This window comes from Hymenobacter convexus (assembly GCF_030580955.1).
Taxonomy (GTDB): domain Bacteria; phylum Bacteroidota; class Bacteroidia; order Cytophagales; family Hymenobacteraceae; genus Hymenobacter.
In genome coordinates, this window is the sequence record NZ_JAUQON010000017.1 from 81,038 (window position 1) to 105,730 (window position 24,693).

The 24,693-nt window shown below is 61.8% G+C and carries 23 protein-coding genes; 10 read left to right on the forward strand and 13 right to left on the reverse strand.

The window, feature by feature from the left end; translation table 11 throughout:
- Positions 1-87: 87 nt before the first annotated feature.
- A complete protein-coding gene (locus tag Q4S41_RS24080) occupies positions 88-531 on the reverse strand; it encodes an META domain-containing protein (protein ID WP_305033677.1) in 444 nt (147 codons plus the stop codon).
- 178 nt (positions 532-709) lie between these two features.
- Between Q4S41_RS24080 and Q4S41_RS24085 the strand changes: the two genes are divergently transcribed.
- Both Q4S41_RS24085 and Q4S41_RS24090 read left to right on the forward strand, forming a co-directional pair.
- The gene (locus Q4S41_RS24085; RefSeq protein WP_305033678.1) at positions 710-1,144 is read left to right on the forward strand and encodes a DUF2141 domain-containing protein; all 435 of its coding nucleotides are present in this window, start codon (positions 710-712) and stop codon (positions 1,142-1,144) included.
- Positions 1,145-1,376: 232 nt separating this feature from the next.
- On the forward strand, positions 1,377-3,272 hold the full coding sequence (locus Q4S41_RS24090) for a T9SS type A sorting domain-containing protein (protein ID WP_305033679.1): 1,896 nt from the start codon (positions 1,377-1,379) through the stop codon (positions 3,270-3,272).
- Positions 3,273-3,284: 12 nt separating this feature from the next.
- Here the strand turns inward: Q4S41_RS24090 and Q4S41_RS24095 are convergent, their stop codons facing one another.
- The 3 genes from Q4S41_RS24095 to proB form a co-directional block, all read right to left on the reverse strand.
- Positions 3,285-3,770, reverse strand: coding sequence for a YdeI/OmpD-associated family protein (locus tag Q4S41_RS24095; RefSeq protein WP_305033680.1), 486 nt, complete (start codon positions 3,768-3,770; stop codon positions 3,285-3,287).
- A gap of 141 nt (positions 3,771-3,911) precedes the next feature.
- Positions 3,912-5,162, reverse strand: coding sequence for a glutamate-5-semialdehyde dehydrogenase (locus tag Q4S41_RS24100; protein ID WP_305033681.1), 1,251 nt, complete (start codon positions 5,160-5,162; stop codon positions 3,912-3,914).
- A 121-nt stretch (positions 5,163-5,283) separates the two neighbouring features.
- Entirely contained in the window at positions 5,284-6,372 is a 1,089-nt protein-coding gene (proB, locus tag Q4S41_RS24105) for a glutamate 5-kinase (protein WP_305033682.1), read from the reverse strand.
- Between the two features lie 126 nt (positions 6,373-6,498).
- On the opposite strand from proB, the gene Q4S41_RS24110 reads away from it, so the two are divergent.
- Positions 6,499-7,788, forward strand: coding sequence for a hypothetical protein (locus Q4S41_RS24110; protein ID WP_305033683.1), 1,290 nt, complete (start codon positions 6,499-6,501; stop codon positions 7,786-7,788).
- On the opposite strand, the gene Q4S41_RS24115 is transcribed toward Q4S41_RS24110, so the two are convergent.
- A complete protein-coding gene (locus tag Q4S41_RS24115) occupies positions 7,785-8,783 on the reverse strand; it encodes an aldo/keto reductase (protein WP_305033684.1) in 999 nt (332 codons plus the stop codon). The genes Q4S41_RS24110 and Q4S41_RS24115 overlap by 4 nt on opposite strands.
- Positions 8,784-9,085: 302 nt before the next feature.
- Here Q4S41_RS24115 and Q4S41_RS24120 point away from each other — a divergent pair, with 302 nt between their 5' ends.
- Positions 9,086-9,790 carry a DsbA family oxidoreductase gene (locus Q4S41_RS24120; protein ID WP_305033685.1) on the forward strand — a complete coding sequence of 235 codons (705 nt, stop codon included), beginning with the start codon at positions 9,086-9,088 and terminating at the stop codon, positions 9,788-9,790.
- Between the two features lie 132 nt (positions 9,791-9,922).
- Here Q4S41_RS24120 and Q4S41_RS24125 read toward each other — a convergent pair whose 3' ends face one another.
- The 3 genes from Q4S41_RS24125 to Q4S41_RS24135 all read right to left on the reverse strand — a co-directional run bounded on the left by Q4S41_RS24125 (position 9,923) and on the right by Q4S41_RS24135 (position 12,693).
- Entirely contained in the window at positions 9,923-11,404 is a 1,482-nt protein-coding gene (locus Q4S41_RS24125) for a PAS domain-containing protein (RefSeq protein WP_305033686.1), read from the reverse strand.
- Between the two features lie 59 nt (positions 11,405-11,463).
- Positions 11,464-11,916, reverse strand: coding sequence for a GNAT family N-acetyltransferase (locus Q4S41_RS24130; protein WP_305033687.1), 453 nt, complete (start codon positions 11,914-11,916; stop codon positions 11,464-11,466).
- Positions 11,917-12,003: 87 nt separating this feature from the next.
- Complete coding sequence (locus Q4S41_RS24135) at positions 12,004-12,693, reverse strand: DUF6624 domain-containing protein (protein ID WP_305033688.1); 690 nt, start codon at positions 12,691-12,693, stop codon at positions 12,004-12,006.
- Positions 12,694-12,773: 80 nt separating this feature from the next.
- Between Q4S41_RS24135 and Q4S41_RS24140 the strand changes: the two genes are divergently transcribed.
- The gene (locus Q4S41_RS24140) at positions 12,774-13,139 is read left to right on the forward strand and encodes a glyoxalase (protein WP_305033689.1); all 366 of its coding nucleotides are present in this window, start codon (positions 12,774-12,776) and stop codon (positions 13,137-13,139) included.
- A gap of 45 nt (positions 13,140-13,184) precedes the next feature.
- On the opposite strand, the gene mfd is transcribed toward Q4S41_RS24140, so the two are convergent.
- On the reverse strand, positions 13,185-16,604 hold the full coding sequence (mfd, locus tag Q4S41_RS24145) for a transcription-repair coupling factor (RefSeq protein WP_305033690.1): 3,420 nt from the start codon (positions 16,602-16,604) through the stop codon (positions 13,185-13,187).
- 168 nt (positions 16,605-16,772) lie between these two features.
- On the opposite strand from mfd, the gene Q4S41_RS24150 reads away from it, so the two are divergent.
- From Q4S41_RS24150 to Q4S41_RS24160, 3 genes are all read left to right on the forward strand, one after another.
- Complete coding sequence (locus Q4S41_RS24150; RefSeq protein ID WP_305033691.1) at positions 16,773-18,329, forward strand: toxin-antitoxin system YwqK family antitoxin; 1,557 nt, start codon at positions 16,773-16,775, stop codon at positions 18,327-18,329.
- 122 nt (positions 18,330-18,451) lie between these two features.
- Positions 18,452-19,192: a metal-dependent hydrolase gene (locus Q4S41_RS24155; RefSeq protein WP_305033692.1), complete on the forward strand. Its 741-nt coding sequence runs from the start codon at positions 18,452-18,454 to the stop codon at positions 19,190-19,192.
- A 397-nt stretch (positions 19,193-19,589) separates the two neighbouring features.
- The gene (locus Q4S41_RS24160; protein ID WP_369811351.1) at positions 19,590-20,591 is read left to right on the forward strand and encodes an NYN domain-containing protein; all 1,002 of its coding nucleotides are present in this window, start codon (positions 19,590-19,592) and stop codon (positions 20,589-20,591) included.
- Between the two features lie 207 nt (positions 20,592-20,798).
- On the opposite strand, the gene Q4S41_RS24165 is transcribed toward Q4S41_RS24160, so the two are convergent.
- Positions 20,799-21,281, reverse strand: a complete 483-nt coding sequence (locus Q4S41_RS24165) for a PaaI family thioesterase (RefSeq protein WP_305033694.1) — start codon at positions 21,279-21,281, stop codon at positions 20,799-20,801.
- A 33-nt stretch (positions 21,282-21,314) separates the two neighbouring features.
- Positions 21,315-21,779 (reverse strand): GNAT family N-acetyltransferase, encoded by a 465-nt coding sequence (locus tag Q4S41_RS24170; protein WP_305033695.1) that lies wholly within the window; start codon positions 21,777-21,779, stop codon positions 21,315-21,317.
- A gap of 104 nt (positions 21,780-21,883) precedes the next feature.
- Between Q4S41_RS24170 and Q4S41_RS24175 the strand changes: the two genes are divergently transcribed.
- Positions 21,884-22,375 (forward strand): YajQ family cyclic di-GMP-binding protein, encoded by a 492-nt coding sequence (locus tag Q4S41_RS24175; protein WP_305033696.1) that lies wholly within the window; start codon positions 21,884-21,886, stop codon positions 22,373-22,375.
- Between the two features lie 167 nt (positions 22,376-22,542).
- Complete coding sequence (locus Q4S41_RS24180) at positions 22,543-23,313, forward strand: TerC family protein (RefSeq protein WP_305033697.1); 771 nt, start codon at positions 22,543-22,545, stop codon at positions 23,311-23,313.
- Between the two features lie 140 nt (positions 23,314-23,453).
- On the opposite strand, the gene Q4S41_RS24185 is transcribed toward Q4S41_RS24180, so the two are convergent.
- Positions 23,454-23,861 carry a hypothetical protein gene (locus Q4S41_RS24185; RefSeq protein ID WP_305033698.1) on the reverse strand — a complete coding sequence of 136 codons (408 nt, stop codon included), beginning with the start codon at positions 23,859-23,861 and terminating at the stop codon, positions 23,454-23,456.
- A gap of 50 nt (positions 23,862-23,911) precedes the next feature.
- On the reverse strand, positions 23,912-24,445 hold the full coding sequence (locus tag Q4S41_RS24190) for an RNA methyltransferase (RefSeq protein WP_305033699.1): 534 nt from the start codon (positions 24,443-24,445) through the stop codon (positions 23,912-23,914).
- Positions 24,446-24,693 lie beyond the last annotated feature (248 nt).

Below are 24,693 nucleotides of genomic sequence, written 5' to 3' on the forward strand. Positions count from 1 at the left end.
AGAGTAAATAATTACTGCCACAGTAGAGATGCTTCGACTCCGCTCAGCATGACGTTCTGTGTCTGTTTTTTAGTCAAGCAGTGCCCGCTACCGCGCTGCCCGCCGGAACACCAGTCGTGGCGCCGCCTTTGCGGCATCGTACAGCCGCAGGTCATCGCCGCTGATTTCGTAGCGCGCCGTCAGGGCCAGGTTTTCGAGGTATTGGGTTTCGAGGGATTGCACCGGGCAGGGCATCTGGGTCGGAATCGGCATCGAAAGCTGTAGCTGCTGGCCGCTGCCGAGGCTGAAGCGGCCGCTGAAATTGTTGCACGGTCCCAGGCCCACGGTGCTTTTGCCCAGCGATGAAAACTCGATGTAGGACCGGGCCGTGCCCGAATAGCTCGATGCCCCCACCGGAAACTCATCAATGTTGGTCAGCAGCCAGCGGGCTTCGAGCAGGGCGGCGGCGGGCTCGGCCTCCTCGTTTTTCTCGCAGCTGCCAAGGGCAAAAGCAGTAAGCAAAGCCAGGGGCAGGAGGCGGCGGAACGTCATAAAAGCAGGGAGGGGAGGAAGCGCAGAGCGGATACGCAATACTAGCAAAATAGTAGCGCAATGCGCGTAAAAATTGCAAAGTTTTGACCGGGTCTGCCGGTCAAAACCAGTTGTTATCGAACTCTTTCCGTAAGGAGCCATGTTGCCGGCCTACTTCCACCGCCACGCCCCTTTGCTTATGACCCTGCTGCCCTTCACCTCCTTGTTCATCAGTGGTCTGCTGCTGAGCGCCGCTGCACCCAGCGAACCCCAGTCCGTGACGGTGACAGTGACTTCGCTGGTATCGACCACGGCTGCCGTCCGGCTTTATTTCTACAACACCCGCGAGGGCTTTTTGAAAAGCGGCAAGTGGGCGTTTTCCAAGTCGGTGAAGCCGGGCGGCAAGAACGAATTCACGCTGCCCGTAGAGCTTCCCCGCGGCGAATGGGCGGTAGCCATTACCCAGGATTTGAACAATAACGATAAAATTGATAAAAATTTCCTTGGAATTCCAACCGAGCCCTATGCTTTTTCGAATAATATCCGGCCCACTGTGGCCGCGCCCGGTTTCGATGAATGCAAATTTACGGTCGATGGTCCCGGCAAGGTGGTCAACATTGTGCTGAAGGACTAACCAGCTTTAGCTCAGGTCTAATCATCCTTGATAAGCCCCCGAATGCTCCGGCGTTCGGGGGCTTTTGGGTATTCATATTTTTTCAATAAATACTAATTCTTTGGTCTGTCATTAAATAGGGTAATTTGTATTTAATGGACAGTCAGGCTTTTAAGAAAGTTTTGCCATTGTATTGCAGTCAGAAGAGGCTCTAGCTTTGTAAAATCATTGCTGCGTTCAGCTTTCTCTTATTATGATGCAAACCATTACTTCTTTTCAGCGGGCTTCCGTTTCTTCCGTATTACGGCTTCTGAAGGCATCGACATTGCTGCTGGCCCTGGCTGCTCCGACAGGCCATGCCTGGGCCACCGTTTTCACGGTGGACAACCCCGCGAAGCGCGACAATTTTGTTTTGAACACGGGCGATGTCCTCAGCATTGATTCCAACGTCACTTTTGCCGGTAGCATTACCGTGCAGGGCAACAATGTGATTATCACCAATAACGGCAATATTGGCGCCGATGCCTCCATCACAGTGAACAGTGGCACGTCGGGCACGGTACTCAACAACCTGGGCGCGGTCCCGAGCCAGAAGATTTACCTTAACGCCGTCACCACCATCAACAATGGCAGCGCGGCCGGCACGACCGGCGTTACCTGGACGGGCTATGTGGGCAGCAACTTCACGGCCGCACCCGTCATCAACAACTACAGCAACTGGACGGCGCAAATTCAGCCCTTGCCGGGCGGCACCATCAACAACAAGAGCGGCGGAATCTGGAACGCTTACATCACCGTGAGCGGCCCGCTGACCGTGAACAACGAGGGCGCCTGGAGCACCCAGATAATGCCCGCCGGCAACCCCACCTTCATGTTCTCGAACTCCGGCACCTGGACCGGGGTGGTGTCGGCCCTCGGCTATACCACGGCCATTGCCAACAGCGGCACCTGGAGCGGGCAAATCGACTACAGCGGCACGCTCAGCATTGTCAACAACGCGGGCGCTACCTGGACCGGCCTGCCCAACGGCAATTCCGGCCGCCTGTCCGTCACCAACGCCGGCACCTGGACAAAGGGCGGCTTCAACTTCCCCAGCAACGGCCCTAACGTGTTCACGAACCAAGCCGGGGCCACCGCCAGCTTCAACGCCTTTCTGGGGTTGAACGGGGTGACGGCGTTTGTCAACAGCGGCACGCTGTCGCTGAACCAGTCGTCGCTGCTGCCCGGCGGGGGCAGCATCACCAACAACGCAGGCGCGGTGCTGAATTTGCCGCTGGGCAGCGGCTCGCCTTCCACGTTCACCAACAACGGCACCATCATCAATTACGGGCGCATTCGCGCTACCAGCGGCGCCTTCACCAACACCGGCACCATCAACAGTGGCCGGGCCAACTTTGACGTCACCGGCGACTTCACCAATACCGGGACCATCACCGGGCCGGCCGCGCCGCTCCGGGGCAGCATCACGGCCACGGGCATCTCGGTGAATTCGGGCATTTTTGGCACCACGGGCCAACTGGAGTTCTGCGACGCCGGGCATCCGGCCAACGGCTTCGATACGGCGGGCGGCACCATTGGCGCCGCCACTACCTACTGCCTCACCACGCCGCTCCCGGTCGAGCTAACCGTGTTCACGGCGCAGGCTGCGAAGGGCAAAGTGCAACTGCGCTGGGCCACGGCCATGGAACTCAATAGCGCCAAGTTTGTGGTTGAGCGCAGTGCTGCGGGCGAGGCCTTCTCGGCCGTGGCCGAAGCGGCCGCACAGGGCAATTCGACCCAGGCCACCGTGTACGCCGCCCTCGACGCCAAGCCGCTGGCCGGCACAAGCTACTACCGCCTGCGGATGGTGGACCTCAACGGCACCACGGCCTACTCGCAAGTGCAGAAGGTGGGCGTGGAAGCCACCAATCAGCCCCTCGATTTCTACCCCAACCCCGCCACCGACCGTCTCACGCTGGACCTGCGCACCGCCTCGGCCACGCCCTGCGAAGTCCGCCTGCTGAGCCTCACCGGCCAGGTGCTGCTGAAAGCTACCCTGGCCGGCGGCCAGCTGCAGGAGCTGCCGCTGGCCGGCGTGCCCGCGGGCCTCTGCCTGCTGCAAGTGCGCACGGCGCAGGGCAGCACGGTGCAGCGCATCGAGAAGCAATAGGCTGACCCTGAATCAGTCGCCCCGAAACGGGTGCAGGCCCCGCGCCAGTCGTTCCGTGAGTGTCACGGCGCGGCGGGCGCGGGTTTCTGCTTGTTTGGCCTCGTCCACCAGCCGGGCCATGGCGCGGCGGTGGGCGCCGCTGTAGCGGTGAAAGGCGGCTTCGGCCTCGGGCCAGGCGGCGAGGGCTTCGGCCAGCTCGTCGGGCAGGTCCACGTGGTCGGGGTTGGAGTCGGGGGCGATGGCTACGTCCAGCCACTGGCCCAGTTCGATGCCCACGGCGCGGCACACGTCCTTGTTCAGCATGAGGTAGCGCCCCCCGCCCTCCAGCAGCAACAGCCCCAGCCGCAACTCCTGGCCGTGAATGCTGACGATGACCCGTTTGGCACTTTTGCCGCCCAGCGCCGCCAGCACCTCGGCCGGCACCACAATGGTTTGGGTGGGCATAAAGCTAGGGCCGCCCGGCTCCAGCTGGGCGCGGAAAAGGATGGGAGTGAGCATAACTTATAATTAATTGGCCGTCATGCTGAGCTTAGCCGAAGTATCTCTACCGCGAAGAGTAATCTAGCCGCGAGGAGAGGAATAGTATTGCAGCAGAGATGCTTCGGCTGCGCTCGGCATGACGTTTTTTATGAAGCTGTGTTACGAATTGCGCACCTGCCCCGTGCCGCGCACCAGCCACTTGTAGCTCGTTAGCTCCTCCAGGCCCATGGGGCCGCGGGCGTGCAGCTTTTGGGTGCTAATGCCGATTTCGGCGCCCAGCCCAAACTGTCCGCCATCGGTGAAAGCGGTGGAGGCATTGGCGTACACGGCGGCGGCGTCCACGGCATTGAGGAAGGTTTCGAGGTTTGCTGCATCGGCCGAAATGATGGCTTCGCTATGCTTGGAGCCGTAGCGCGCGATGTGGTCCAGGGCTTCGGGCAAAGAGGCCACGGTTTTCACGGCCATGGTCAGGGCCAGAAACTCAGTGCCGAAATGCGCTTCGGTGGCGGGAGCCAGCAGGGCCGCCGGGTAATGGCCGGTCAGGACCATTAGCGCGGGCGCATCGGCAAAAAGCTGCACGCCGGCTGTGGCCAGCGGGGCCAGCAGGTCGGGCAAATCGGCCAGCCGGCTTTGGTGAATAAGCAGGCAGTCGAGAGCGTTGCACACGCTCACGCGGCGGGTTTTGGCGTTGGCGATGATGGCCGCGCCGGTGGACTGGTCGCCGGTTTCATCGAAAAAAATATGCACTACGCCTGCCCCGGTTTCGATGACGGGCACGCGGGCATTTTCCCGCACGTAGTTGATGAGCGACTGGCTGCCGCGCGGAATCACCACGTCGACGTAGCCCACGGCCGTGAGCAGGGCCTCGGTGGCGGCGCGCTCGGGCGGCAGCAGCGTGGCCACGGCGGGGCTGAGGCCGTGGCGGGCCAGCACCGGCGCGGCCACCGCCAGCAGCGCGGCGTTGGAAAAAGCAGCATCGGAGCCGCCTTTCAGTAGGCAGGCGTTGCCGGTTTTCAGGCACAGCGCAAGGCTGTCGAAGGTGACATTGGGCCGCGCTTCGTAGATGATGCCGATGACGCCCAGCGGCACCCGCACCTTGCTCAGGTGCAGGCCGTTTGGCAGAGTTTTCTGGGTCAGGATTTCGCCCACCGGCGAGGGCAAGCCGGCCACGGTGCGCAGGTCGGCGGCCATGCCGGCCAGGCGCTCGGGAGTGAGGCGCAGGCGGTCGTGGCGCGGGTCGGTGGCGGGCATGCGGGCCAGGTCGCGGGCATTTTCAGCCAGCAGAAACGGCGTTTCGGCCACGGTGGCATCGGCCAGGTCGCGCAGCAAGGCGTCGGTGGTCGCCGGCGAAAAGGCGGCCAACTCGCGGCTGGCCTGCCGGGCGGCTTCGAAGAGCGGCGTAAGGTCCACGGGGAGATTTTGAAGGTGTAGAGACGCGACACTTCGCGTCTCGGCGTTGCACAATAATTGGCCCGAACGGCGCGGCCGTCGAGACGCGAAGTGTCGCGTCTCTACATCGTTCAAATACCTGCTAAAGGTCCGGATTAAGAAACAAATAGTCGTAATGCACCAGCGGGCGCTGGTGCTGCTGGCCCAGCCGTTCGAGGGCTTTGTCGGCGCCGTATTCGGCGATGCCGAGGCCGAGGGGCTGGCCGGCTTCGTCGGTAAGCTGCACAATGTCGCCTTTCTGAAAGGTGCCTTCGATGGCCAGCACGCCTACGGGCAGCAGGCTTACGGCCCGGCCCGGCGCGCTGAGGGCGGCGCGGACGCCCGCATTCACCCGCACGGTGGCTTTAATGGCGCTTTGGGCGTGGGCCAGCCACTTTTTCTTGCTGGAGGCGGTTTTGCTGGGCCGGAACCAGGTATTCACGGCCGTTTTGGCCAGCACCCGGGGCAGGATGTCGGTGGTTTTACCGTTGGCAATGTGCACACTGATGCCCAGCTTGGCCACTTTGTGCGCCATGTGGCACTTAGTGAGCATGCCGCCGCGCCCAAACTGCGAGCGCTGCGCGGTGATGAAATTATCGAACCCGGTATCAGTTGGGGCAATTTCCTGAATCAGCTCCGACTCCGGCAGGCGCGGGTCGCCGGTGAAAATGCCGTCGACATTGGTCAGAATTATCAGCGCGTCGGCGTCGAGCTGCGCGGCAATGAGGCTGGCCAGTTCGTCGTTGTCGGTGAACATGAGTTCCGTGACGGATATCACATCATTCTCATTCACAATGGGAATGACCTGCTGCTGCAATAATTCCTGGAAGCAGTTTTTCATGTTCAGGTAGTGCTGGCGGTCGCGGAAGTCTTCCTTCGTCACCAGCACCTGAGCGCAGAGCAGGCCGCGGCGGCCCAGCAGCTCAGCGTAGGTGCTCAGGAGCTTCACCTGGCCCACAGCGGCCAGTAGCTGGCGGCTGCGCACGGCATCGGCCTGGGCCGGCACGGTGATAAGGCTGCGCCCCGCCGCCACCGCGCCCGACGACACGACGATGACTTCCAGGCCCTGGGTTTTGAGCGCCACAATCTGGCCCACGAGGTGTTCGATGCGGGCCAAATCGGGCAGTCCGTTGTCCTGGGTAAGTACGTTGGAGCCGATTTTGACAACCAGCCGGCGATAGTCAAGAGCCATGAAGGAGGGAAGCGTAAAGCGCGGCCAAAGCTACCAGCGCCGGGCCATACGGGCGAAATACGACGGGCAACTTCCGGGCCGCGACGGGTGGTTGCGGCCTTTGGGCCCCTACATTTGGCCCCACTTATGGCCCCTGCATTCAGCAAGAAAATACCGCTAGCGGCTCTGGCCGCTCTGATGCTGGCGGCGTGCCTGTCGTTCTGGCTGGCGCCGGCACCGCAGGGCGCGCCCGAGGTCGAATACTGGGGCCATTATGCCCGCGTGGGGCCGGGCCTGGGCTTCGTGGTGAACCACGACAGCTATGGCTACCTGGCCGTGGCGCAAGCACCCGGCAAGCTGCTGCTACCGCAGGAAGTGCGGCAGTCGCGCCCGCTGTATGCGCTGCTAGGCACGGCCGTGGGCTACCCGCTCACTGCCCTGCTGGGCCTGGCCGGCCGGGCCGGGCTCACGCCGCCGTGGCCGGCCGAGGAGGTGGCTTTCTATGGCTTCTACAGCGGCTTTGTGTTGCTCAATGGCCTCGTGCTGCTGCTGGCGCTGTGGCTGTTGCGGCAGTTATTCGATGTTTTCACGGCGGGGCAGGGAAGCCGGAGCGAGTTGTACGCCCTGACTTGGGTACTGGTGGCCAACCCTATCACGAAGGCTTTTTTCTGGACGGCGCACCAGCAGATGTTTGCGTTTCTGGTGCCGTTGTTTTGCCTGACGCTGGCTATCCGGCTGCGGCTGCGGCCAACTTTGTCGTGGGTAGGGCTGGGCGGGCTGGCGCTGGGGCTGGGTGTGCTGCCGTTGGTGTACGGCAGCTTCGTGCTGGCGTGGCCGGCGCTGGCATTTGGCATATTAAGAATCGGAAGTGACCAGGAGCCGGGTATTACTGCGGGTTGGCCGGCCAAACTGGGCAAAACGGCCTTCAGCGCGGCGCTTTTTGGGCTGCCCACGCTGGCCTGGATTATCCTGCTGGAGCTCGTCGGCACCACTTACTACAATCACGAAGCCGAGCGGTTTCATCAACTGGTGTGGCTGCTGGAAGCCCGCCACCTGCCGCTTTCTGAGGCGCTTGGCCTGGTCGGCGGCAAGCTGCTGGAGTACCTCGCTAGCATCCAGCTCATGGGCCTGTGGCTGCTGGCCGGGGCCGGACTGTACGCCGCCACCCGCTGGCGCATCCGGGCTCAGCCAGCCGCCGCGCTGCTGCCTCCTATTGCCGGGCCCGCCCTGGCCTGGGTGGCAGCCAGCTTCGTGCTTTTCTTCGCGTTGCTGGGCTACTACCCCGAGCGACTCGCCTTCACGTTGCTGCCGCTGGTGCTGTGTTTGCTGGCCGCCCTGTCGCCGCGCTGGCCCCGGCGCTACGCCGGGCCGGCGGCATTGGCCGTGGCCGCCGGCTGGCATCTCTACGTGCTGCTGAGCTACGGGCCCTTCAGCTAGGCGGTAGCCGGAGCTAAGTCGCGCAACTGCTTGTTGATGAAATCCACTTCCTCGAACGTGAGCTTGAAATCCATGGCGCGGGCGTTTTGCACGGCCTGCTCGGGGTTACGGGCCCCCACCAGCGCCACCGAGATGCCGGGCTGGGCCAGCGTCCAGCGCAGCACGAGCTGGCCGAGGGTGGCATTTTTGGTTTCGGCCAGCGGGCGGATTTTGTTGAGCACGGCGTTCACGCGCTTCACGTTTTCGGGCGTGAAGAGGCGGTGGCCCCGGCGCAGGTCGCCTTCGGCAAACTCCTGGCCGGGCTTCACTTTGCCGGTCAGCAGGCCCAGCTGCAACGGGCTATACACCAGAATGGCCTTGTTGTTTTCGATGCAATACGGTACCACATCGGCCTCAATATCGCGCCGCACCATGCTGTAGGGTACCTGGTTGGAGGCGAGGTTGATGGTTTTTTCGGCTTCCTGCATCTGGGCCACCGAGTAGTTGCTCACGCCGCCGGCGCGCACCTTGCCCTGCTCGATGAGGCGGCTCAGGGCCTCCATGGTTTCGTCAATCGGGGTGGTCACGTCGGGCCAGTGCTGCTGATAGAGGTCGATGTAGTCGGTGCCGAGGCGGCGCAGGCTGAGTTCGCACTCTTTGATGATGCTGTCGCGGCCGGCGTATTTGTACACGTCGAGGTCGTGGCCGTCGTTGTCCTTGGTTTTCATGGCGAAGTCGCCCTTGGCCAAATCCCAGCGCATGCCGAACTTGGTTAAAATCTGAACCTTGTCGCGCGGTAGGCCCTTGATGGCCTCGCCCACAATTTCCTCGCTGAAGCCCATGCCGTACACCGGCGCCGTGTCGATGCTGGTCACGCCCAGGTCGTAGCTGGCCCGGATGGCGCCCACGGCATCGTTCTGCTCGGTGCCGCCCCACATCCAGCCGCCGGCTGCCCAACTGCCAAAAGTGATGCGCGAAACACTGACGCCGGAGTTGCCTAGTTCTTGAAATTCCATGAGGAGTGATGGTCTGGTGAAGGGGAAGTGGCCGCGTTGGGGCCGGGGTTCTTAACCGGGCTTTGGGGGCGAAGGTTGTGGGGACGCGAGTGGTTGAGGAAAATGTTGAACGTCATGCTGAGCGCAGCCGAAGCATCTCTACCGCTTTAGTAGCACTGCCGATTGGATTGCATTGCGTGGTAGAGATGCTTCGGCTGCGCTCAGCATGACGTTCTGTTATTGGCTACATTCCCATTCCCGAAACTTTTCACACTGTCAGTTTCTTCTAGCTCCTTCCATTGCTCCCCCAAACTCCCAATAATATGAAAGTTGAAATTTGGTCCGATGTCGTTTGCCCCTTCTGCTACGTCGGCAAGCGCAAGTTCGAGAATGCCCTCAAGGCCTTCCCGCACCGCGACGAGGTGGAAGTGGTGTGGCACAGCTTCGAGCTGACGCCCGACTTCCAGCCCATTCCCGGCGAAAGCATCCACGAGTCGCTGGCCAAGAAAAAGGGCGTTTCGGCCGCCGAGGGCAAGAAAATGAACGATTACATGACCGGCGTGGCCAAGGAAGTAGGCCTGAATTACGACTTCGACAACGTCATTCCGGCCAACACCTTTCTGGCGCATCAGCTCATCCACCTCGGCGCGCACCACGGCCGGCAGGATGCCACCAAGGAGCGCCTCATGGCCGCCTACTACCTCGAAGGCCAGAACATCGGCGACATTGATACGCTCGTGAAACTCGGCACGGGAGTCGGCCTCGATGCCACCGAAAGCCGCGAAGCCCTCACCGCCGGTACCTACGCCGAAGCCGTGCGCCTCGACGAGTACCACGCCCAGCAAATCAACGTGCGCGGGGTGCCTTTCTTCGTGTTCGAAGACAAGTACGCGGTGTCGGGCGCCCAGCCCAGCGAGCTGTTTGCCGAAGTGCTGGAGAAGGTGTACGAGGAGTTCAAGCCCGCCAAGCCGGCCCTGGTTTCGCTGGGCGACGGCGACGCCTGCGGGCCGGAAGGCTGCGCGGTGTAACAGGTGAAGTAGTTTAAATATCTGTCATCCTGAGCGTAGCGAAGGACCTTGTCACGCCTGTACCCATTAGGTCGAAACAGGCGTGAGAAGGTCCTTCGCTGCGCTCAGGATGACAAATAATCCACTAGAAAACTACGCCGTCGCACCCGGCGCGCCGCCTCGTAGCTGCGCCTGCAGGGCCTCGGCCTGCTGCCGCGCCAGCACCTTGTCAGTCACGTCCACAATGAAGGCCAGCACGCCCAGGGTCTGGTTCTGGTCGCTGAGCAGGGGCTGGTAGGTGAAGTCGACGTAGCGGGTTTCGGGGCGGCCCGTGGTGGGGTCGTAAAGCTGGGCGGGCGTGTCGCGGCCCACGAAGGGCACACCCGTGGCATACACCCGGTCGAGCAGGTCGATAAAGCCCTGCTCCACTACTTCGGGGAACACCTCGGCTACTTTGAGGCCCAACTGGGTGCGCCCGCCGGACAGTTCCTGGTAGTGCTCGTTGAAGAACGAATAGCGGTGCTCCGGCCCGGTGAGCGTGGCGATGCTGGCCGGCACCTGCCCCAGAATCTGGCTCAGCAGGCGCTGCTGCTGGGCCACGGCGGTGCGGTGCTGCTCGGCATCGGAAAGGGCGGTGGCGAGCTGTTTGGTGCGCTCGGCCACGTTGCCTTCGAGGAGCTGCTGCACCTTCAGCACTTCTTCCTGGTTGGTGAGCAGCTCGGCGTTGCTTTCCTGCAGGGCCTGGTTCACGGCCGCGAGCTGGTCGTTGAGCTGCTGGATTTGCTGGCGGGCCTGCACCTGCTCGCTCACTTCGGTGGCCACCACCATGGCGCCCGTAATGGTGCCGTCGTCTTCGCGCAGCGGCAGGTACACGAAGTTCCAGTACACGGATTCGGGGTGGCCGTTGCGCACGATGGTGGAGTGCATCTCCTTGGCCACGTGGGGCGTGCCGGTGGCCATCACCTCGTTCAGCAAATCATCGAAGCCCTGGCCGGTAATCTCGGGCAGCAGTTCAAACAGCGGCGTGCCGATGGCCTGCGCCGGCGTGCGGTCCCACAGCTCCAGCACCTTCGGGTTGGCCAGCTCAATCACGAACCGGGGGCCGCGGTAGGTGGCAATGGCCACCGGGGCCTGCTCAAAAATGCGGGCCAGCTCGCCCCGCTGCCACTCGGCGGCTTCGCGGGCGGCTTTCTCGCGCACCTGGGCGTCGTGCCGCTGCTCGGCATCGCGGGTCTGACTCGTGATGTCGACCACGGTGTGGATGAGGTGCGTCACGCGGCCCTGCTCGTCGAGCACCGGCACGTTGCGGGACTGCCAGTAGCGCTCGATGAACCGGCCGGGATGCTCGGGGTCGGGCGTGTCGTAGGGCTGCACGGGCAGTTCGTGCGGCTGGCCCGTGGCCAAGACCTGTTCCATCGAAGCGCGCACGTCGTGTACGCTATGGGCGTCCGGGGCGTCGGGGTTATCGGGGAATACGTCGAATACGTACTTCTCCAGCACCTCGGCCCGCTGAGTGCCGGTGGCGGCCAGGTAGGCGTCGCTGGCCGCTTCAATCACAAATTCGGGCGAAAGCAGCAGGCTGGCGCTGGGCAGCGCACTGAAAACGGATAATAGGTCAGAAGAGAGGGCAGGCATGGCGCAGGTTTCGGAACAACGGCAACGGAGTGCGAAATACGCAGATTTCGGCCAATGGTCTAGGCCGGCCGCAACATCGGGATGTGCGGAATGCCGTCCTCCACGTACATCGGTCCGCATTGCTCGTAGCCGAAGCCGTTGTAAAACGCCTCCAAATGCTGCTGGGCGCCGATTTTATTCGGCTGCGGGCCAAATAAGGCATCGGAATGCAGCAGGGCCTGGCGCATCAGCTCGCGGCCCAGACCGAAGCTGCGGTAGGGCTGGGCCACAATTACACGGCCAATGCTGGCCTGCTCGTAGCTCTTGCCCGCGTCGAACAGCCGGGCGTAGGCGGCCAGTTCGCCGGCTTCGTTGTAGCCCAGCAGGTGGTAGGCGTCCAGGTCCTGGCGGTCAATGTCCTGAAAGGCGCAGTTTTGTTCCACCACAAATACCTCGGAGCGGAGGCGTAGCACATCGTAGAGAATGAGGGGCGGAAACGATTCAAAGGCGATGCAGTGCCAGCGGATGGTCATGAGGTAGTCGTTGGATTTGAGTAGTGAGTAGCAAGATTATTAAAACAAAAAAGTCTTGCTACTCACTACTCAAATCTAATGTCTGATTTAGTTTTTAGGCATTTTGGCAACTTCTTCCAGAGTTACCACCCGGTACGGAATGCCCATCAGGGCGGCATTCTGCTCCACCGTATTCTTAAAGCCGGCCTTTTGGCGGCGCGCATTCACCCCGGCCGCGTCGCGGATGGGCCACACAAACGGCCGCTGCCCTTCGCGGCGGCCGGTGGCGGGGTTCGTCACGTTGTAGCCCATGGCCTGGGTGCCGTAAAGCTGGGCTTTGCCCTGGCGCATGAGCTGGCGGTCCAGCATCTGGGCGTAAAGGTAAAAGGGCAATTCGCCTTTGTTGGCGGCTTTTTTGATGAGCGGCAGGTAGCGGGCAATGTCATCGGAATGCTGGATGACGTACCACGCGGCCTCGCTGGTCGGCTCGCCCACCAGCGACTTGCCGGGGTAGCCGTACTGCTTCAGAATCTGCCCCACCCGCACCTGGTTGGCCGAATCCGTCCGCATCATCTGGCGCGGAATGTAGGTGGGTAGGCTCTCGCGCGTCACGCCCAGCGCCCGCGCCACCGAGTCGGGCCGGAAGCGCTGGCGCGGGTCGAAGAGCAGGCTGCGCCACTTCTGGTCCACGGCGTAGATGCTGTCGAGCTCGTGCTTGAGGCGCGGGTTTTGGGGCGGGCCCTGGGCGGCGGCAAGTTGCGGCAGCCCGAGCAGCAGCAGAAGCAGGGATTTCATCATGGGTTGAGCGGGGTCAAATGCTTCCTTTGGTAACTCATTGTATCTGGTAACTTGCGCGCTCAACCTCTTGCGCTCAAGGCATGAAATCTGCCATCAAGTCCATCCGGCCCTTCATCGGGGCCCGTAATTTCGACGTTTCGCGGCGATTCTACGCCGACCTGGGGTTTCGGGAGGGAGTGCTGTCGCCCACGCTTTCCGTGTTCACGGCCGGCAATTTCGCCTTCTACCTGCAGGATTACTACCTGGCCGAATGGGTCGATAACACCATGGTGTTTCTGGAAGTAGAGGATGTGGACGAGTACTGGACGCAGCTGGTGGCCCTCAACCTGCCCGCCGCCTACCCCGCCGTGAAGCTCGTGCCGGTCAAAAAATTCGACTGGGGCAAGGAGTGCTTCGTGCACGACCCATCCGGGGTGCTGTGGCACGTGGGGGAGTTTGCCAGGTAAAAGAACGATGTAGGGGCTTGCCCTGCCCCTATATCGTTCTCTTCCCTACGCCGTTACGGCCTCCTCGCTGCCCAGCTCGCTCAGCACGCGCTTAGCCTGCTGAATGGACCGCACTTCCTCAAACGTCACGATGAGCTGCGCCTTGTGCTCCTTCAGCTTGGCGGTGCGCGGGTGCGTCTGCACGTAGTTCAGAATAGTGCCGAACTGCTCGCCCTGGAAGTAGGCTTTGTGGTCGTCGTCGGCGGGCAGGTAGCCTTTCAGCGTGTCGCGCTTGAGCGTGATTTTGTGGAAGCCCACCTTGCAGGCCTGCCAGCGCAGCCGCACGATGTCGGCCAGCTGCTCCACCTCGGGCGGCATCGGCCCGAAGCGGTCGACCATGCTGGCCAGCAGCTTGCGCAATTCCTCCGGCTTCTGGGCGCGGTCGAGCTTGGCGTAGAGCTGCAGGCGCTCCGACACGTTGCTCACGTACTTTTCGGGAATGAGCACCTGCTGGTCCGTCTCCACGTTGCACTCCTGCACGCGGCCCGCGCCGGCCGCCAGTTGCAGGCGCTGCTGCGAGTTTGCGTCGCCCAGAAACAGGTCGCGGAATTCGGTTTCCTTGAGCTCCGTCACCGCCTCGTCCAGAATCTGGTGGTAGGTTTCGTAGCCCAGGTCGTTGATAAAGCCCGACTGCTCGCCGCCCAGCAAATTGCCCGCGCCGCGAATATCCAGGTCGCGCATGGCCACGTTGAAGCCCGCGCCGAGGTCCGAAAACTCCTCCAGCGTGCTCAGACGCTTGCGCGCATCGGCCGGCAGCTGGGCTACCGGCGGCGTCAGCAAGTAGCAGTAGGCCTTGCGGTTGGAGCGGCCCACGCGGCCGCGCATCTGGTGCAAGTCGCTCAGGCCGGCCAGGTGGGCGCGGTTGATGATGATGGTGTTGGCGTTGGGAATGTCGAGGCCCGATTCGATGATGTTGGTCGAAACCAGCACGTCATATTCGCCCTCCACGAACTTCATCATGCGCTTTTCCAGCATCTCGCCGTCCATCTGTCCGTGGGCGAAAGTGATTTTGGCATCCGGCACCAGCCGCAGAATCGTGCTGGCCATTTCCTCAATGTCCTTCACGCGGTTGTGCACGAAAAACACCTGCCCGCCGCGCTTCAGCTCCCTTGACACCGCGTCGCGAATCAGAATCTCATCATACACGTGCAGCTCCGTGGTCACGGGCTGGCGGTTGGGCGGCGGCGTGGCAATCACGCTCAGGTCGCGCGCTCCCATCAGCGAGAAGTGCAGCGTGCGCGGAATCGGCGTGGCCGAAAGAGTGAGCGTGTCCACGTTCACCTTCAGTTCCTTCAGCTTGTCCTTGGTTTTGACGCCGAATTTCTGCTCTTCGTCAATAATCAAAATGCCCAAGTCCTTAAACTTAATGTCCTTATTGGTCAGCCGGTGCGTGCCAATGAGAATATCAGTTTTGCCCTCGGCCACGCGCTGTAGCGTCTCCTTAATCTGCTTGGTCGATTTGAAGCGGTTGATATATTCCACCGTCACCGGCAGCGTGGCCAACCGGTCGCGGAAGGTCTTGTAGTGCTGCATGGCCAAGATGGTGGTGGGCACCAGCACGGCCGCCTGCTTCCCATCGGCCACGGCCTTGAAGGCCGCCCGAATGGCCACCTCGGTCTTGCCGAAGCCCACGTCGCCGCAGACAAGCCGGTCCATGGGGTGGGGCTGTTGCATGTCGTTTTTCACGTCTTCGGTGGCCTTGGCCTGGTCGGGCGTATCCTCGTAGATGAAGCTCGATTCCAGTTCCGCCTGCAAAAAACCATCCACCGAAAAGGCGAAGCCGGGCGCCGTTTTACGCTTGGCGTACAGGCGAATAAGGTCGGCCGCGATGTCCTTTACCTTCTTCTTGACGGACTTCTTCTTGTTCTCCCACTCCGGCGAGCCCAGCTTGCTCATCGTGGGCGGCGAGCCCTCCGCGCCACTGTATTTGGCAATCTTGTGCAGCGAGTGGATGCTCACCGTCAGCAAGTCATCATCGCGGTACACCAGCCGAATAGCCTCCTGAATCTGCCCGTTGATTTCCACCTGCGTCAGCCCCGCAAACCGCGCGATGCCGTAATCCTGGTGCGTCACGTAGTCGCCGGGCTGCAGCGTCTTCAACTCGCGCAGCGTAAGGGCCTTCTTCTTTGAAAACTTCCGCGCTTCCTGGGCGCGGTAGTAGCGCTCGAATAGCTGGTGGTCAGTGTACACAGCCAGCTCCAGCTGCTCATCCACGTAGCCTTCGCGCAGGGCCATCAGCAAGTGCTGAAACTGCACGTTGTTGTCCAGCTCGTCAAAAATCGTGCGCAGGCGGTCGGCCTGGCGCACGGTATCAGAGGTAATGATGGTGGTGAAGTTGCGCTGCTGGTTTTCCTTGATATTCTTCACCATCCGCTCGAATTCCTTGTTGAAACTCGGCTGCGGCTTGGCGCCGAACTGGAACGTGTCGGCATTCTTGAAATGGAAGCGCTTGCCGAATTCCACCACCGCGAACTCATCGAGCAGCTTCTTGAAATTCTTGCCCGACTCAAACAAGTCGCCCGGCTTGCTCACGATTTGCATGCCGCCGGCCTCGCTCAGCATCTGCTGAAAATTGGCCTCCGCTTTCTCGAATAATTCCGTCACCACGTCCAGCGTCTGGCGCACGTCCTTCACCCAGATGCAGGCCGTGCGGGGCAAAAATTCGAAGAAAGCTTCCCGGGTTTCGGTCAGCATCTTGGTCTGCACGTTCGGAATGATGCTGATGCTCGGCCGCGGGTCTACCGACAGTTGGGTCTCGGGGTTAAACGTCCGAATGCTCTCAATTTCATCGCCAAATAATTCGAGGCGGAACGGCAACTCATTCGCGTAGCTGAACACGTCCACAATACCACCGCGCACCGCGTACTGCCCCGCCTCGTACACGAAATCCGTTTTCTCGAAGTCGTACTCGCCCAGCAATTCACCTAGGAAATTCACGTCCAGCTTGTCGCCTACTTTAGCGTTGAAGGTGTTCTTCACCAGACTTTGCCGGTTGATTACTTTCTCAGTCAGCGCCTCCGGGTAGGTCACAATGAACACGCTATTGGTTGTGCTGGCGGCCCGCGTGGTATTGATGCGGTTCAGGGCTTCGGCGCGCATCAGCACGTTGGCATTTTCCGTCTCATCAAACTGGTAGGGCCGCTTGTACGAGCTGGGGAACAGCAGCACTTCCGGCCCCTCGGGCAGCAGGTGCTGCAAGTCGGCCAGGAAATACGCCGCCTCGTCCTTGTCGTGCATAATGAATACGTGCGGGTGCTGGGCGTGGGCCACGGCGGCGGCCACCACGGCATCCTGGCTGCCCACGAGGCCGCGCAAGTGCAGGCGCACGCTGCTGGGGTCAGGCTTGGCGGCGCCGCGCAGGCGGGCGGCCAGCACTTGCAGCTCGGGCGAAAGGCGATAGAGGCGAAGAAAGTCAGCTACTTGCACGAATAATCAGGCTAGAGGGGCAAATGAACTAGCCCGGCCGGAAGATTTTCCGGTCGGGCAGCGGGGTAAATACACGGTTGCGGCGGCGAAGGTTTCCGGGCTGCCGGCCGGGCAGTAGCTTAGCAGCTTCGCACCCCAAGCTGCCACCTCGACTGCCGCGCAAAGTACATGCCCCGATTTTACACCTGCGCGGCGGTGCTGACGCTTTTCCTTACCGCCACCGCGGCCCATGCCCAATCCGGCCGCCCGCTGCGCATCGTCACTTACTACGACTCGGCGCGCACTCAGCGCCGGGCCGTGTACGGCGCCCAGCTAACCGGCGCGCACCCCGACACCCTGGCGCATGGCCCCTTTCGCCGCTTCCGGCGCACTGGCAGCTTGGAAGAGCTGGGCCATTTCACCAACGGCCTAGCCGACAGCATCTGGACACGCTACTACCCCGCCCGGGCCGGCCAGCCGCCCGCCGTGGCGCGCCGTCTGCCCATGCGCGCCGGCCAGCCCGACGGCCTCTTCGTCGTCTTCCACGCCGATGGCCGGGTGGCCCAGCGCGGCACTTTCCGGCGCGGCCAACTGGTCGATTCGCTGGTGACGACCACCCAAACCGGCAGCCCGCGCCTGCTGGCCCGCTTCGACAGCAGCCGGGCGCCCGGACTGCGGGGTAGTTTTCGTCACTGGGGCGGCAGCTACACCGCCCACAGCCTCGCTATCGACTGGTTCATCAACCAGGGCCAAGGGCTATCTGATGACAACCCATACCCTCGCCGCGACTCAGCGCGCTACTGGACCGGCCAACTAGCCGCGGGCCGGCTGGTGGGCGCTTTCACGGAGCGCGATGCCGACGGCGAGCCGCGCGCCCGGCTGGTGTACACAGCCCGGGGCCAGTGGCGCCTCAGCACCTTGTACTATCCGGCCGCCTGGCTCCGCCACGAGCAAAGCCAGGATACGCTTCTGCCCGCCGACAGCGTGGTGCACAGCCGGCCGCGGTACGAGTGGGAGCCCGTGGGGCGGCGGCCGCACCTGTTGCAGCGGTATTGGGACTTCAGCTACGGCGCAACGGCCGACGTCGCTCATGTCGAGCTGTTTAAGACCGTTACTTTCTTGCCAAGACATCCGCTCATTAATGGTGACGTGGTGGGCGTAGCCAGCCGCCCGGCGCAGTCGGCCTTTCCGGTTCCGGCGCCAGTGCCGGCCCCGCGGCCGGCCGAATGCCGCGTCCGGCGTGCGGGCAGCGCGTCGGCCAACGGGCAGGATGCTTACCCGCCACCGAGCCACTACCGGCTGCCCGTGAGCCTGCAGAAACAAGGTAGCCCGGGCCGCTGGCGCCTCGGTGCCGACACCACCGGCACAGCCCGCCGGCCCGCCCGGCACCGCGAAACCGTCTTGCCGAACGGGCGCCGGGTGGTGGAAACGCCCTTCGTGAGCCGGACCTATTCGCCGAAAGGTCAACTGGTCGAAGTGACCCATTGGCGGTTTGGGGGCCGCCAGCTGGAGCGCAGCTACTACGCCAACGGCCACCGCGAATCCGTGACCCGGAAAGGCTGGCTGGCGTCGTACAGCCGCGGTTGGAACGAAGCCGACAAGCGCATCAGCAACGACCTGAACCGATTGGTCGGGATAAGGGTGGTTGAAGTGCGCAAACAAGTCACTCGGCACGGCAAAAAGGAGATGAGAAACCGAATTCAGCTGCGTTTTCGGAAGTCCCGCGGCAATATTCACTTCCGCTGAGGCCCGGAAGCTGCGCCTCCTTGTAGCTTCGTGGCTGTAGTTTTTGGGTTTCTGAAACCGGCCTTGTGAGATGCAGGCCTAAAAATCAGAAACCAGCAACGAGAAACCAGAAACCATCCTGCATGCGCGGTTCTTCCCACCTGGCCATTGGCCTCATCACCGGCGTGGCCGTGGCCGGGCTGGTGCCGGGCCTGCCGTTTTCGCTGGCCGGCATTGCCTTAGCCGGCTTCTCCAGCCTCGCCCCCGACCTCGACCACCCCGAAAGCCGCCTTAGCAAGCGCCTCGGCTTCACCCAGAACTACGTGCGCTGGGCCTTCGCTGCCGGCGCGCTGGCCATTGCGGCGTATGCGTATTTCCAATTAGGCGCCGGCTCCGAGCAGCGCCTCTATTACACGGTGGCGCTGGCATTTGGGCTCATTGGGGTGGGCATGCAGGGCGGTTCGGCCCGGCGGCTGGCGCTGCTCTTCACGGGGCTGGGCACGGTGGTGGCGGGGCTCTACACCGAACAATTGTGGCTGAGTTTGCTGGGAACGTTTGTGGCGCTGGCGCCCTTCACTTCGCACCGTTCCTGGACGCACACCATCTGGGCCACCGCCCTCTGGACCTACATCGGCCACCTGGCCGACCAGCACCTCGGCTGGCGCGGTGTGGCACTGTTTGCCGGCACCGGCTACGCCTCCCATCTCGTGGCCGATTCCCTCACCAAAGCGGGCGTACGGTGGTTTTTACCCCTGTGGGACTACTCCTTCAAGCTGCCGCTTATCAGCACCGGCTCGGCCTCGGGCAACCTGCTGGAGGTGGCCATTTGCACCGGGTACGGGCTGCTGGTGCTGGGCCTGGTGGTGGGGCATATGGGGTTTTAAGTATGGCCAAAACGGTGGACGGTCCCAACCTAGGCCTGCGCCGCGGTTTCGTCCTAATTGGCGTACTGTTGCATAAGTCAGCCAAGACCATTAGCTTCGCAGCAGATATGCCGACAAATTACGGCCGTATTCACCCTGCGACGTGCTACTATCCAGCGTTTTCAGGCCATACGTCCACTTGTCATTCCTTTACGCTACCCATTAATTTAGACCGCCTGAGCAGCCCGCCGCTATAAGAGGCCGAGCCCCGCTCTACCAGTAATGCTATCTTGGCTGGCACCACCTACGACAATGCTTCGGCGCTGTGGTCTTGGTAGCGTTTTTAGCTCATTCCTAACACCTTGTCCCACTCGAAACACTTTTTCTAACTTTACCCCATTCCATAATCATGAACCAGATGAACAGCCCTTTGATTCGGGTTGGTGTCTTCTATGACGGCAACTATTTTCTAAAAATCAGTGACTATTATTATTTCCAGCACGAACGCAAGGCCCGTATTAGCCTCGAAGGACTGCACGAATACATCCGCCACCAGGTAGCCGAAGAAGAAGATGTGGACGTGCGCCTGGCGCAAATCACCGATGCCCACTTCTTCCGCGGCCGTCTCTCCGCCACCGAAGCCCGCGACAAGGACCGCCTGTTCCACGACCGCCTGCTCGACGATATTCTGATGAACCTGGGCGTGCAAACGCACTACATGGCCCTCAAAACCCGCGACGGCCGCCTGCAGGAAAAAGGCATCGACGTGTGGCTCAGCCTCGAAGCCCTTGAACTGGCCCTGCACAAAACCCTCGACGTGGTGGTGCTCATCGCCGGCGACTCCGACTACGTGCCCCTCATCCGCAAGCTCAACACCGTGGGCACCCGCGTGATGTTGTTGAACTGGGACTTCAAATACGAAGACTTCAAGGGCGAAACCCGCGTGACGCGCGCCTCGCAGCAGTTGCTGGAGCAGGTGACCTACCCGGTAGCTATGCACGACGTCATCGACCGCGGCCTGCAGCAGCAGGACGAAGTGGTGGAAGCCCTGTTTGTGAACCAGACCGAGCCCGCCGCCTTCGCACCCAGCACGGCTGCCGCGCCCAAGCTGGCCCGCCCCACCGGCCCCACTGCCGCCGGCCCCGTGGGCACGCTCGGCATGAGCACCATCAAAAACCTGAAAAACGGCTTCGGCTTCGTGGTAATGCCCCCGAACAACCTGTTCTTCAGCTACGCTGACCTGACCGAGGGCGACTTCAACGACCTGCGCGAAGGCGACTGGGTGGAGTTCACGGTAGGCCGCAACCACCGCGACGAGGACTGCGCCCGCAACGTGCGCAAAGTGCCCGCCCCGCAAATGGCCGATGGCGACGACGAGTACGAGCCCGTCAGCAGCATGCACGCCTCGGCGGAATTGTAAGGAGGTAAGCGCGAGACGGAACTGTCATTGCGAGCGCAGCGAAGCAATCCGTCCTGTCAAACCCAGATACGACCTTTTACCAGAAAGCCCCGGTACCGCGATGGTACCGGGGCTTTTGCGTTCACAAACGGCTTTATCAAAACTCGAGGCTAAGCACATTGAGAGGACGGATTGCCACGCTACGCTCGCAATGACAGGCGACTCCAGCTACATCACCAGTTTGGCGAAGTCGCGCTTATTGGCCGGGTAGCGGTTGAAAGTGCCCAGGCCGCGGGCGACGGCCACATCTTCCTGGCCCTCCTGCACGCGGTAGATGATGCAGCTGCTCACCACCAGCGAGTTACCAGCATGGTCAACTACGCCGCGGGCCACCAGCACATCGTGCAGCTGCACGGCGTGCAGGTAGTTCATCTTGAACTCGACGGTGGACACGAATTCGAGCTTGGTGAAGGCCAGGGTGAGGGCGGCAGCGCCCAGGGCCGCGTCCATCAGGCCGGCCAGCACGCCCCCGTGGCAGGTGTTGGGGGAGGAGAGGTGTTCCTCGCGCACAGTCATGCAGTATTCGGCGCGGCCGGGCTCGGGCACGGTGAGGGCCATGCCGTTGGCGCGGCCGTAGTGGTTCATCTGGTTGTAGGCGGCCACCATGGCGGCTAGTTCGGGCACGGGGCGGGGCAGGTAGGATTCGGGCACGGGGTTGTGAATAAGTAGGGAAGGGGGGAGACGCTATGACAATTGCTTTTGCATCAAAAAGTGTTGGATTTCACCAAACAGCAGGTGCGACGGCTCAACTACCGTATAGCCCAGCCGCTCATAAAATCCCACGGCTGCCTCGCGCGAGTGCAGCACAATTTCGGTGAGCCCCGCCGCTCGTGCCTGCGCTTCCAAATAGGCCATTATCCGCTGGCCCAGGCCGGTGCCGGCCGCTTCGGGCGCCACGGCCATGAAGCGGATTTGGCCTTGCTGCGCCGAGGTGGGCTGGAGCATGCCCACGGCCAGGGCTACGGGCGTTTCGGCAGTTTCATCGGCCAAAAGCAGCGCATGAATGGTTCCGGGTTCGTCGTCGGCGGGCACGCGCTCGGAGCCGGGGGGCTGCTGCCAGGGCCGGCGCAGCACGGCGTAGCGCAGGTGGTAGTAGGCGGCCCACTCGGCGGGCGTGCGCGGCGGACGAACGGGGGGAACTGAATTCATGAGGAAAGAATGAAGACCGGGCGCAACCCCGGCCGCAGCCGGGCGTTACCTTTACGCCCCGGCTGCGGCCGGTTTCTCTTTCCAAAACTACTTCTCTTCCCGCTATGGCCTCCTTCGACATCGTGAGCAAAGTGGACCCGCAAACCCTGGAAAATGCGGTGAACACGGCCCAAAAAGAACTCCAGACCCGCTACGACCTGCGCGATACCAAGGGCGGCATCGAGCTCAATAAAAAGGAAAACACCATCCTGCTGTCGTCCGAAAACTCCATGCGTATCAAGGCACTGGAAGACATTCTGCTGGGCCGCGTGGTGAAGCAGGGCATCGACGGCACCAGCCTCGATTTCACGGCCGATGAGCAGCCCAGCGGCCAGCTCATCAAGAAAACCATCAAGGTGCGCGCCGGCGTGGACAAGGAATTCGGCCGCAAAATCATCAAGGCCATCAAGGACGCCAAGGTGAAGGTGGAAGCCCAGATGCAGGACGACCAGGTGCGCGTGTCGGCCAAAAAAATCGACGATTTGCAGGCCGCCATTGTGGTGCTGCGCAAGGCCGACATTGGCCTGCCGCTGCAGTTCGTAAATATGAAAAGCTAATTGCCGGATGGTTGAGGTGCGGAATGGTTGAATTGCTGCAGACGGGCGCTTGCTAAAAAAACCGCCCACACTGGTAATGCGCTAAGCCATTTTCCGATTCATCAGCCCCTGATTTGCCTGTTCAGCAGTTCAACAATTCACCAGTCCACCCATTCAAATCACCCGCTTTGTACGATTTTTCGGCCTTTACCCACCCGGCTACCTGGGTTAGCTTGCTGACCCTTACGTTCATGGAAATCGTGTTGGGCATCGACAACATCATTTTCATCTCCATCATCGTCAATCGGCTGGCGAAAGAATCGCAGGCCCGCGGGCGCACCATCGGGCTGCTGCTGGCGCTGGTGTTCCGCATTGGCCTACTACTGAGCATTTCCTGGATTGTGAGCCTGCGCAACCCGCTGTTCAACCTGCCCGATTTCCCGTGGCTTGACCAGCCCTTTGGCGTGACCGGCCGCGACCTGATTCTGCTGGCCGGCGGCCTGTTTCTGATGTACAAGAGCACTACCGAAATCCACACCAAGCTCCAGGGCGAGGAAGAAGAGGAGGGCATGGGCGGCAAGTCGGCCTCGATGATGGCCATTATTGCCCAGATTGTAGTGATTGACATCGTGTTCAGCTTCGATTCCATTCTCACGGCCGTGGGCCTCGTGGATAACGTGCTGGTGATGATTGCCGCCGTGATTTGCGCCATGGGCATCATGCTGGCTTTCAGCGGCAACGTGGCCAATTTTGTGAACAACAACCCCACCATCAAGATGCTGGCGCTGTCGTTCCTCATCATGATTGGCTTCATGCTGGTGATGGAGGCCGCTCACAAGGAAGTGGAAAAAGGCTACCTCTACTTCGCCATGGCCTTCTCGCTCACGGTGGAGTTGCTGAACCTGCGCCTGCGCAAGAAAACCAAGCCCGTGCAGCTGCGCGACTCGCAGTACGACTAAGGCTGCCAGTAATTAAAAGAACGTCATGCTGAGCTTGCCGAAGCATCTCTGCCGCGCAAGTAATTTGATTTACTGATGCGGTAGAGATGCTTCGGCAAGCTCAGCATGACGTTCTATATTATAAGCTGCTTATAGGCTGCTTAAGCCACCAACGCCACTACCGCGTCCGCTTGGTTCAATACGCGGCGCAGGGCCATTTCCAGCAGGCGGCGGTTCAACTCGGAGCGGTGTGGGCGGTAGAAGGCGTATTCTTCAGCCGTAAAAGCGCCGGTGATGAGGCCCACCACGGTGTAGCGCAATTTGGTGTTGCGGCTGAGCAGCTCGGTGAGCTGCTGGTGCTGGTCGGTAGGGCGCAGGGCGATGTGGTGGTCGCGCACGAAATCGGCCACCACGGCCAGTAGCAAATCGTTTTGCAATTTGAGGACCGGACGCAACGTAGCGTGCAGAAAGGCTCCGACAGAGCCGGCCGCGTCGGTTGTTTCAGTGGGCACCGCCGGACGTAAGGCTAGTAGTGCCCCATCGGGCCGGGAGAATTCAGAAGCGGACATGGCAAGCGAAAGGAGGGGAACCGGTCGGGGCCCCAATGGTTGCGCGCCGCTTATACCACGCCCAGCTTCACCAGCGCGTCCCAGAGCACCACACCGGCCGCCACCCCCACGTTGAGCGAGTGCTTGGTGCCGAACTGGGGGATTTCCACGGCCACATCGCAAAGGGCCAGTACGGCATCTTCTACTCCAAATACTTCATTGCCCAGCACCAGCGCCAGCGGCTGGTCAACTTCGGGTCGAAACTGCGGCAGCGACACGCTGCCGGTAGTTTGCTCCACGGCCGCCACCTGGTAGCCGGCGGCTTTGAGGGCGGCCACGGCGGTCACGGTTTCGGCCGCGTATTCCCAGACCATGGATTCCTCGCTGCCCAGCGCCGTTTTGGTGATTTCGCGGTGCGGCGGGCGCGGGGTGTAGCCGCAGAGGTAGATTTTTTCCAGCGCAAACGCGTCGGCCGTACGGAAGATGGCGCCCACGTTGTGCATGCTGCGCACGTTGTCGAGCACCAAAACCACGGGGCTTTTGGGCGTACTTTTGAAATCATCCACCGAGGCCCGGTTCAGCTCGGCCATTGTGAGTTTTCGCATGGAAATAGCGCGAACTTTGCGGTTCGCTTTGTCGGTTTAAAATAGGGTGGCCGGCGGGTTTGATGGGTTTCGTCAAGCTACGTCCGCAACTTCGGAAACTGCCGCTCCTTTCTCGTTCACATCAAAAAGCTGCGTCCTGCAAAGGTCGCGCGCCGTTGCCTTGCCTGCACCCAAAAAAGAATTCGTCATCAAATCCGTCGGCCCCGACCACTTCACCGTGCCCATCCCGGCCGTGACCGAAACGCCGC

Coding starts and splice junctions, on each gene's coding strand:
- Q4S41_RS24170 (WP_305033695.1), bottom strand. CDS start 21,779: ATGAATTCAGTTCCCCCCGTTCGTCCGCCGCGCACGCCCGCCGAGTGG.
- Q4S41_RS24185 (WP_305033698.1), bottom strand. CDS start 23,861: ATGTCCGCTTCTGAATTCTCCCGGCCCGATGGGGCACTACTAGCCTTA.
- Q4S41_RS24085 (WP_305033678.1), top strand. CDS start 710: ATGACCCTGCTGCCCTTCACCTCCTTGTTCATCAGTGGTCTGCTGCTG.
- Q4S41_RS24120 (WP_305033685.1), top strand. CDS start 9,086: ATGAAAGTTGAAATTTGGTCCGATGTCGTTTGCCCCTTCTGCTACGTC.
- Q4S41_RS24090 (WP_305033679.1), top strand. CDS start 1,377: ATGATGCAAACCATTACTTCTTTTCAGCGGGCTTCCGTTTCTTCCGTA.
- Q4S41_RS24125 (WP_305033686.1), bottom strand. CDS start 11,404: ATGCCTGCCCTCTCTTCTGACCTATTATCCGTTTTCAGTGCGCTGCCC.
- Q4S41_RS24140 (WP_305033689.1), top strand. CDS start 12,774: ATGAAATCTGCCATCAAGTCCATCCGGCCCTTCATCGGGGCCCGTAAT.
- Q4S41_RS24155 (WP_305033692.1), top strand. CDS start 18,452: ATGCGCGGTTCTTCCCACCTGGCCATTGGCCTCATCACCGGCGTGGCC.
- Q4S41_RS24110 (WP_305033683.1), top strand. CDS start 6,499: ATGGCCCCTGCATTCAGCAAGAAAATACCGCTAGCGGCTCTGGCCGCT.
- Q4S41_RS24160 (WP_369811351.1), top strand. CDS start 19,590: ATGAACAGCCCTTTGATTCGGGTTGGTGTCTTCTATGACGGCAACTAT.
- Q4S41_RS24135 (WP_305033688.1), bottom strand. CDS start 12,693: ATGATGAAATCCCTGCTTCTGCTGCTGCTCGGGCTGCCGCAACTTGCC.
- Q4S41_RS24095 (WP_305033680.1), bottom strand. CDS start 3,770: ATGCTCACTCCCATCCTTTTCCGCGCCCAGCTGGAGCCGGGCGGCCCT.
- proB (WP_305033682.1), bottom strand. CDS start 6,372: ATGGCTCTTGACTATCGCCGGCTGGTTGTCAAAATCGGCTCCAACGTA.
- Q4S41_RS24150 (WP_305033691.1), top strand. CDS start 16,773: ATGCCCCGATTTTACACCTGCGCGGCGGTGCTGACGCTTTTCCTTACC.
- Q4S41_RS24190 (WP_305033699.1), bottom strand. CDS start 24,445: ATGCGAAAACTCACAATGGCCGAGCTGAACCGGGCCTCGGTGGATGAT.
- Q4S41_RS24115 (WP_305033684.1), bottom strand. CDS start 8,783: ATGGAATTTCAAGAACTAGGCAACTCCGGCGTCAGTGTTTCGCGCATC.
- Q4S41_RS24175 (WP_305033696.1), top strand. CDS start 21,884: ATGGCCTCCTTCGACATCGTGAGCAAAGTGGACCCGCAAACCCTGGAA.
- Q4S41_RS24080 (WP_305033677.1), bottom strand. CDS start 531: ATGACGTTCCGCCGCCTCCTGCCCCTGGCTTTGCTTACTGCTTTTGCC.
- Q4S41_RS24130 (WP_305033687.1), bottom strand. CDS start 11,916: ATGACCATCCGCTGGCACTGCATCGCCTTTGAATCGTTTCCGCCCCTC.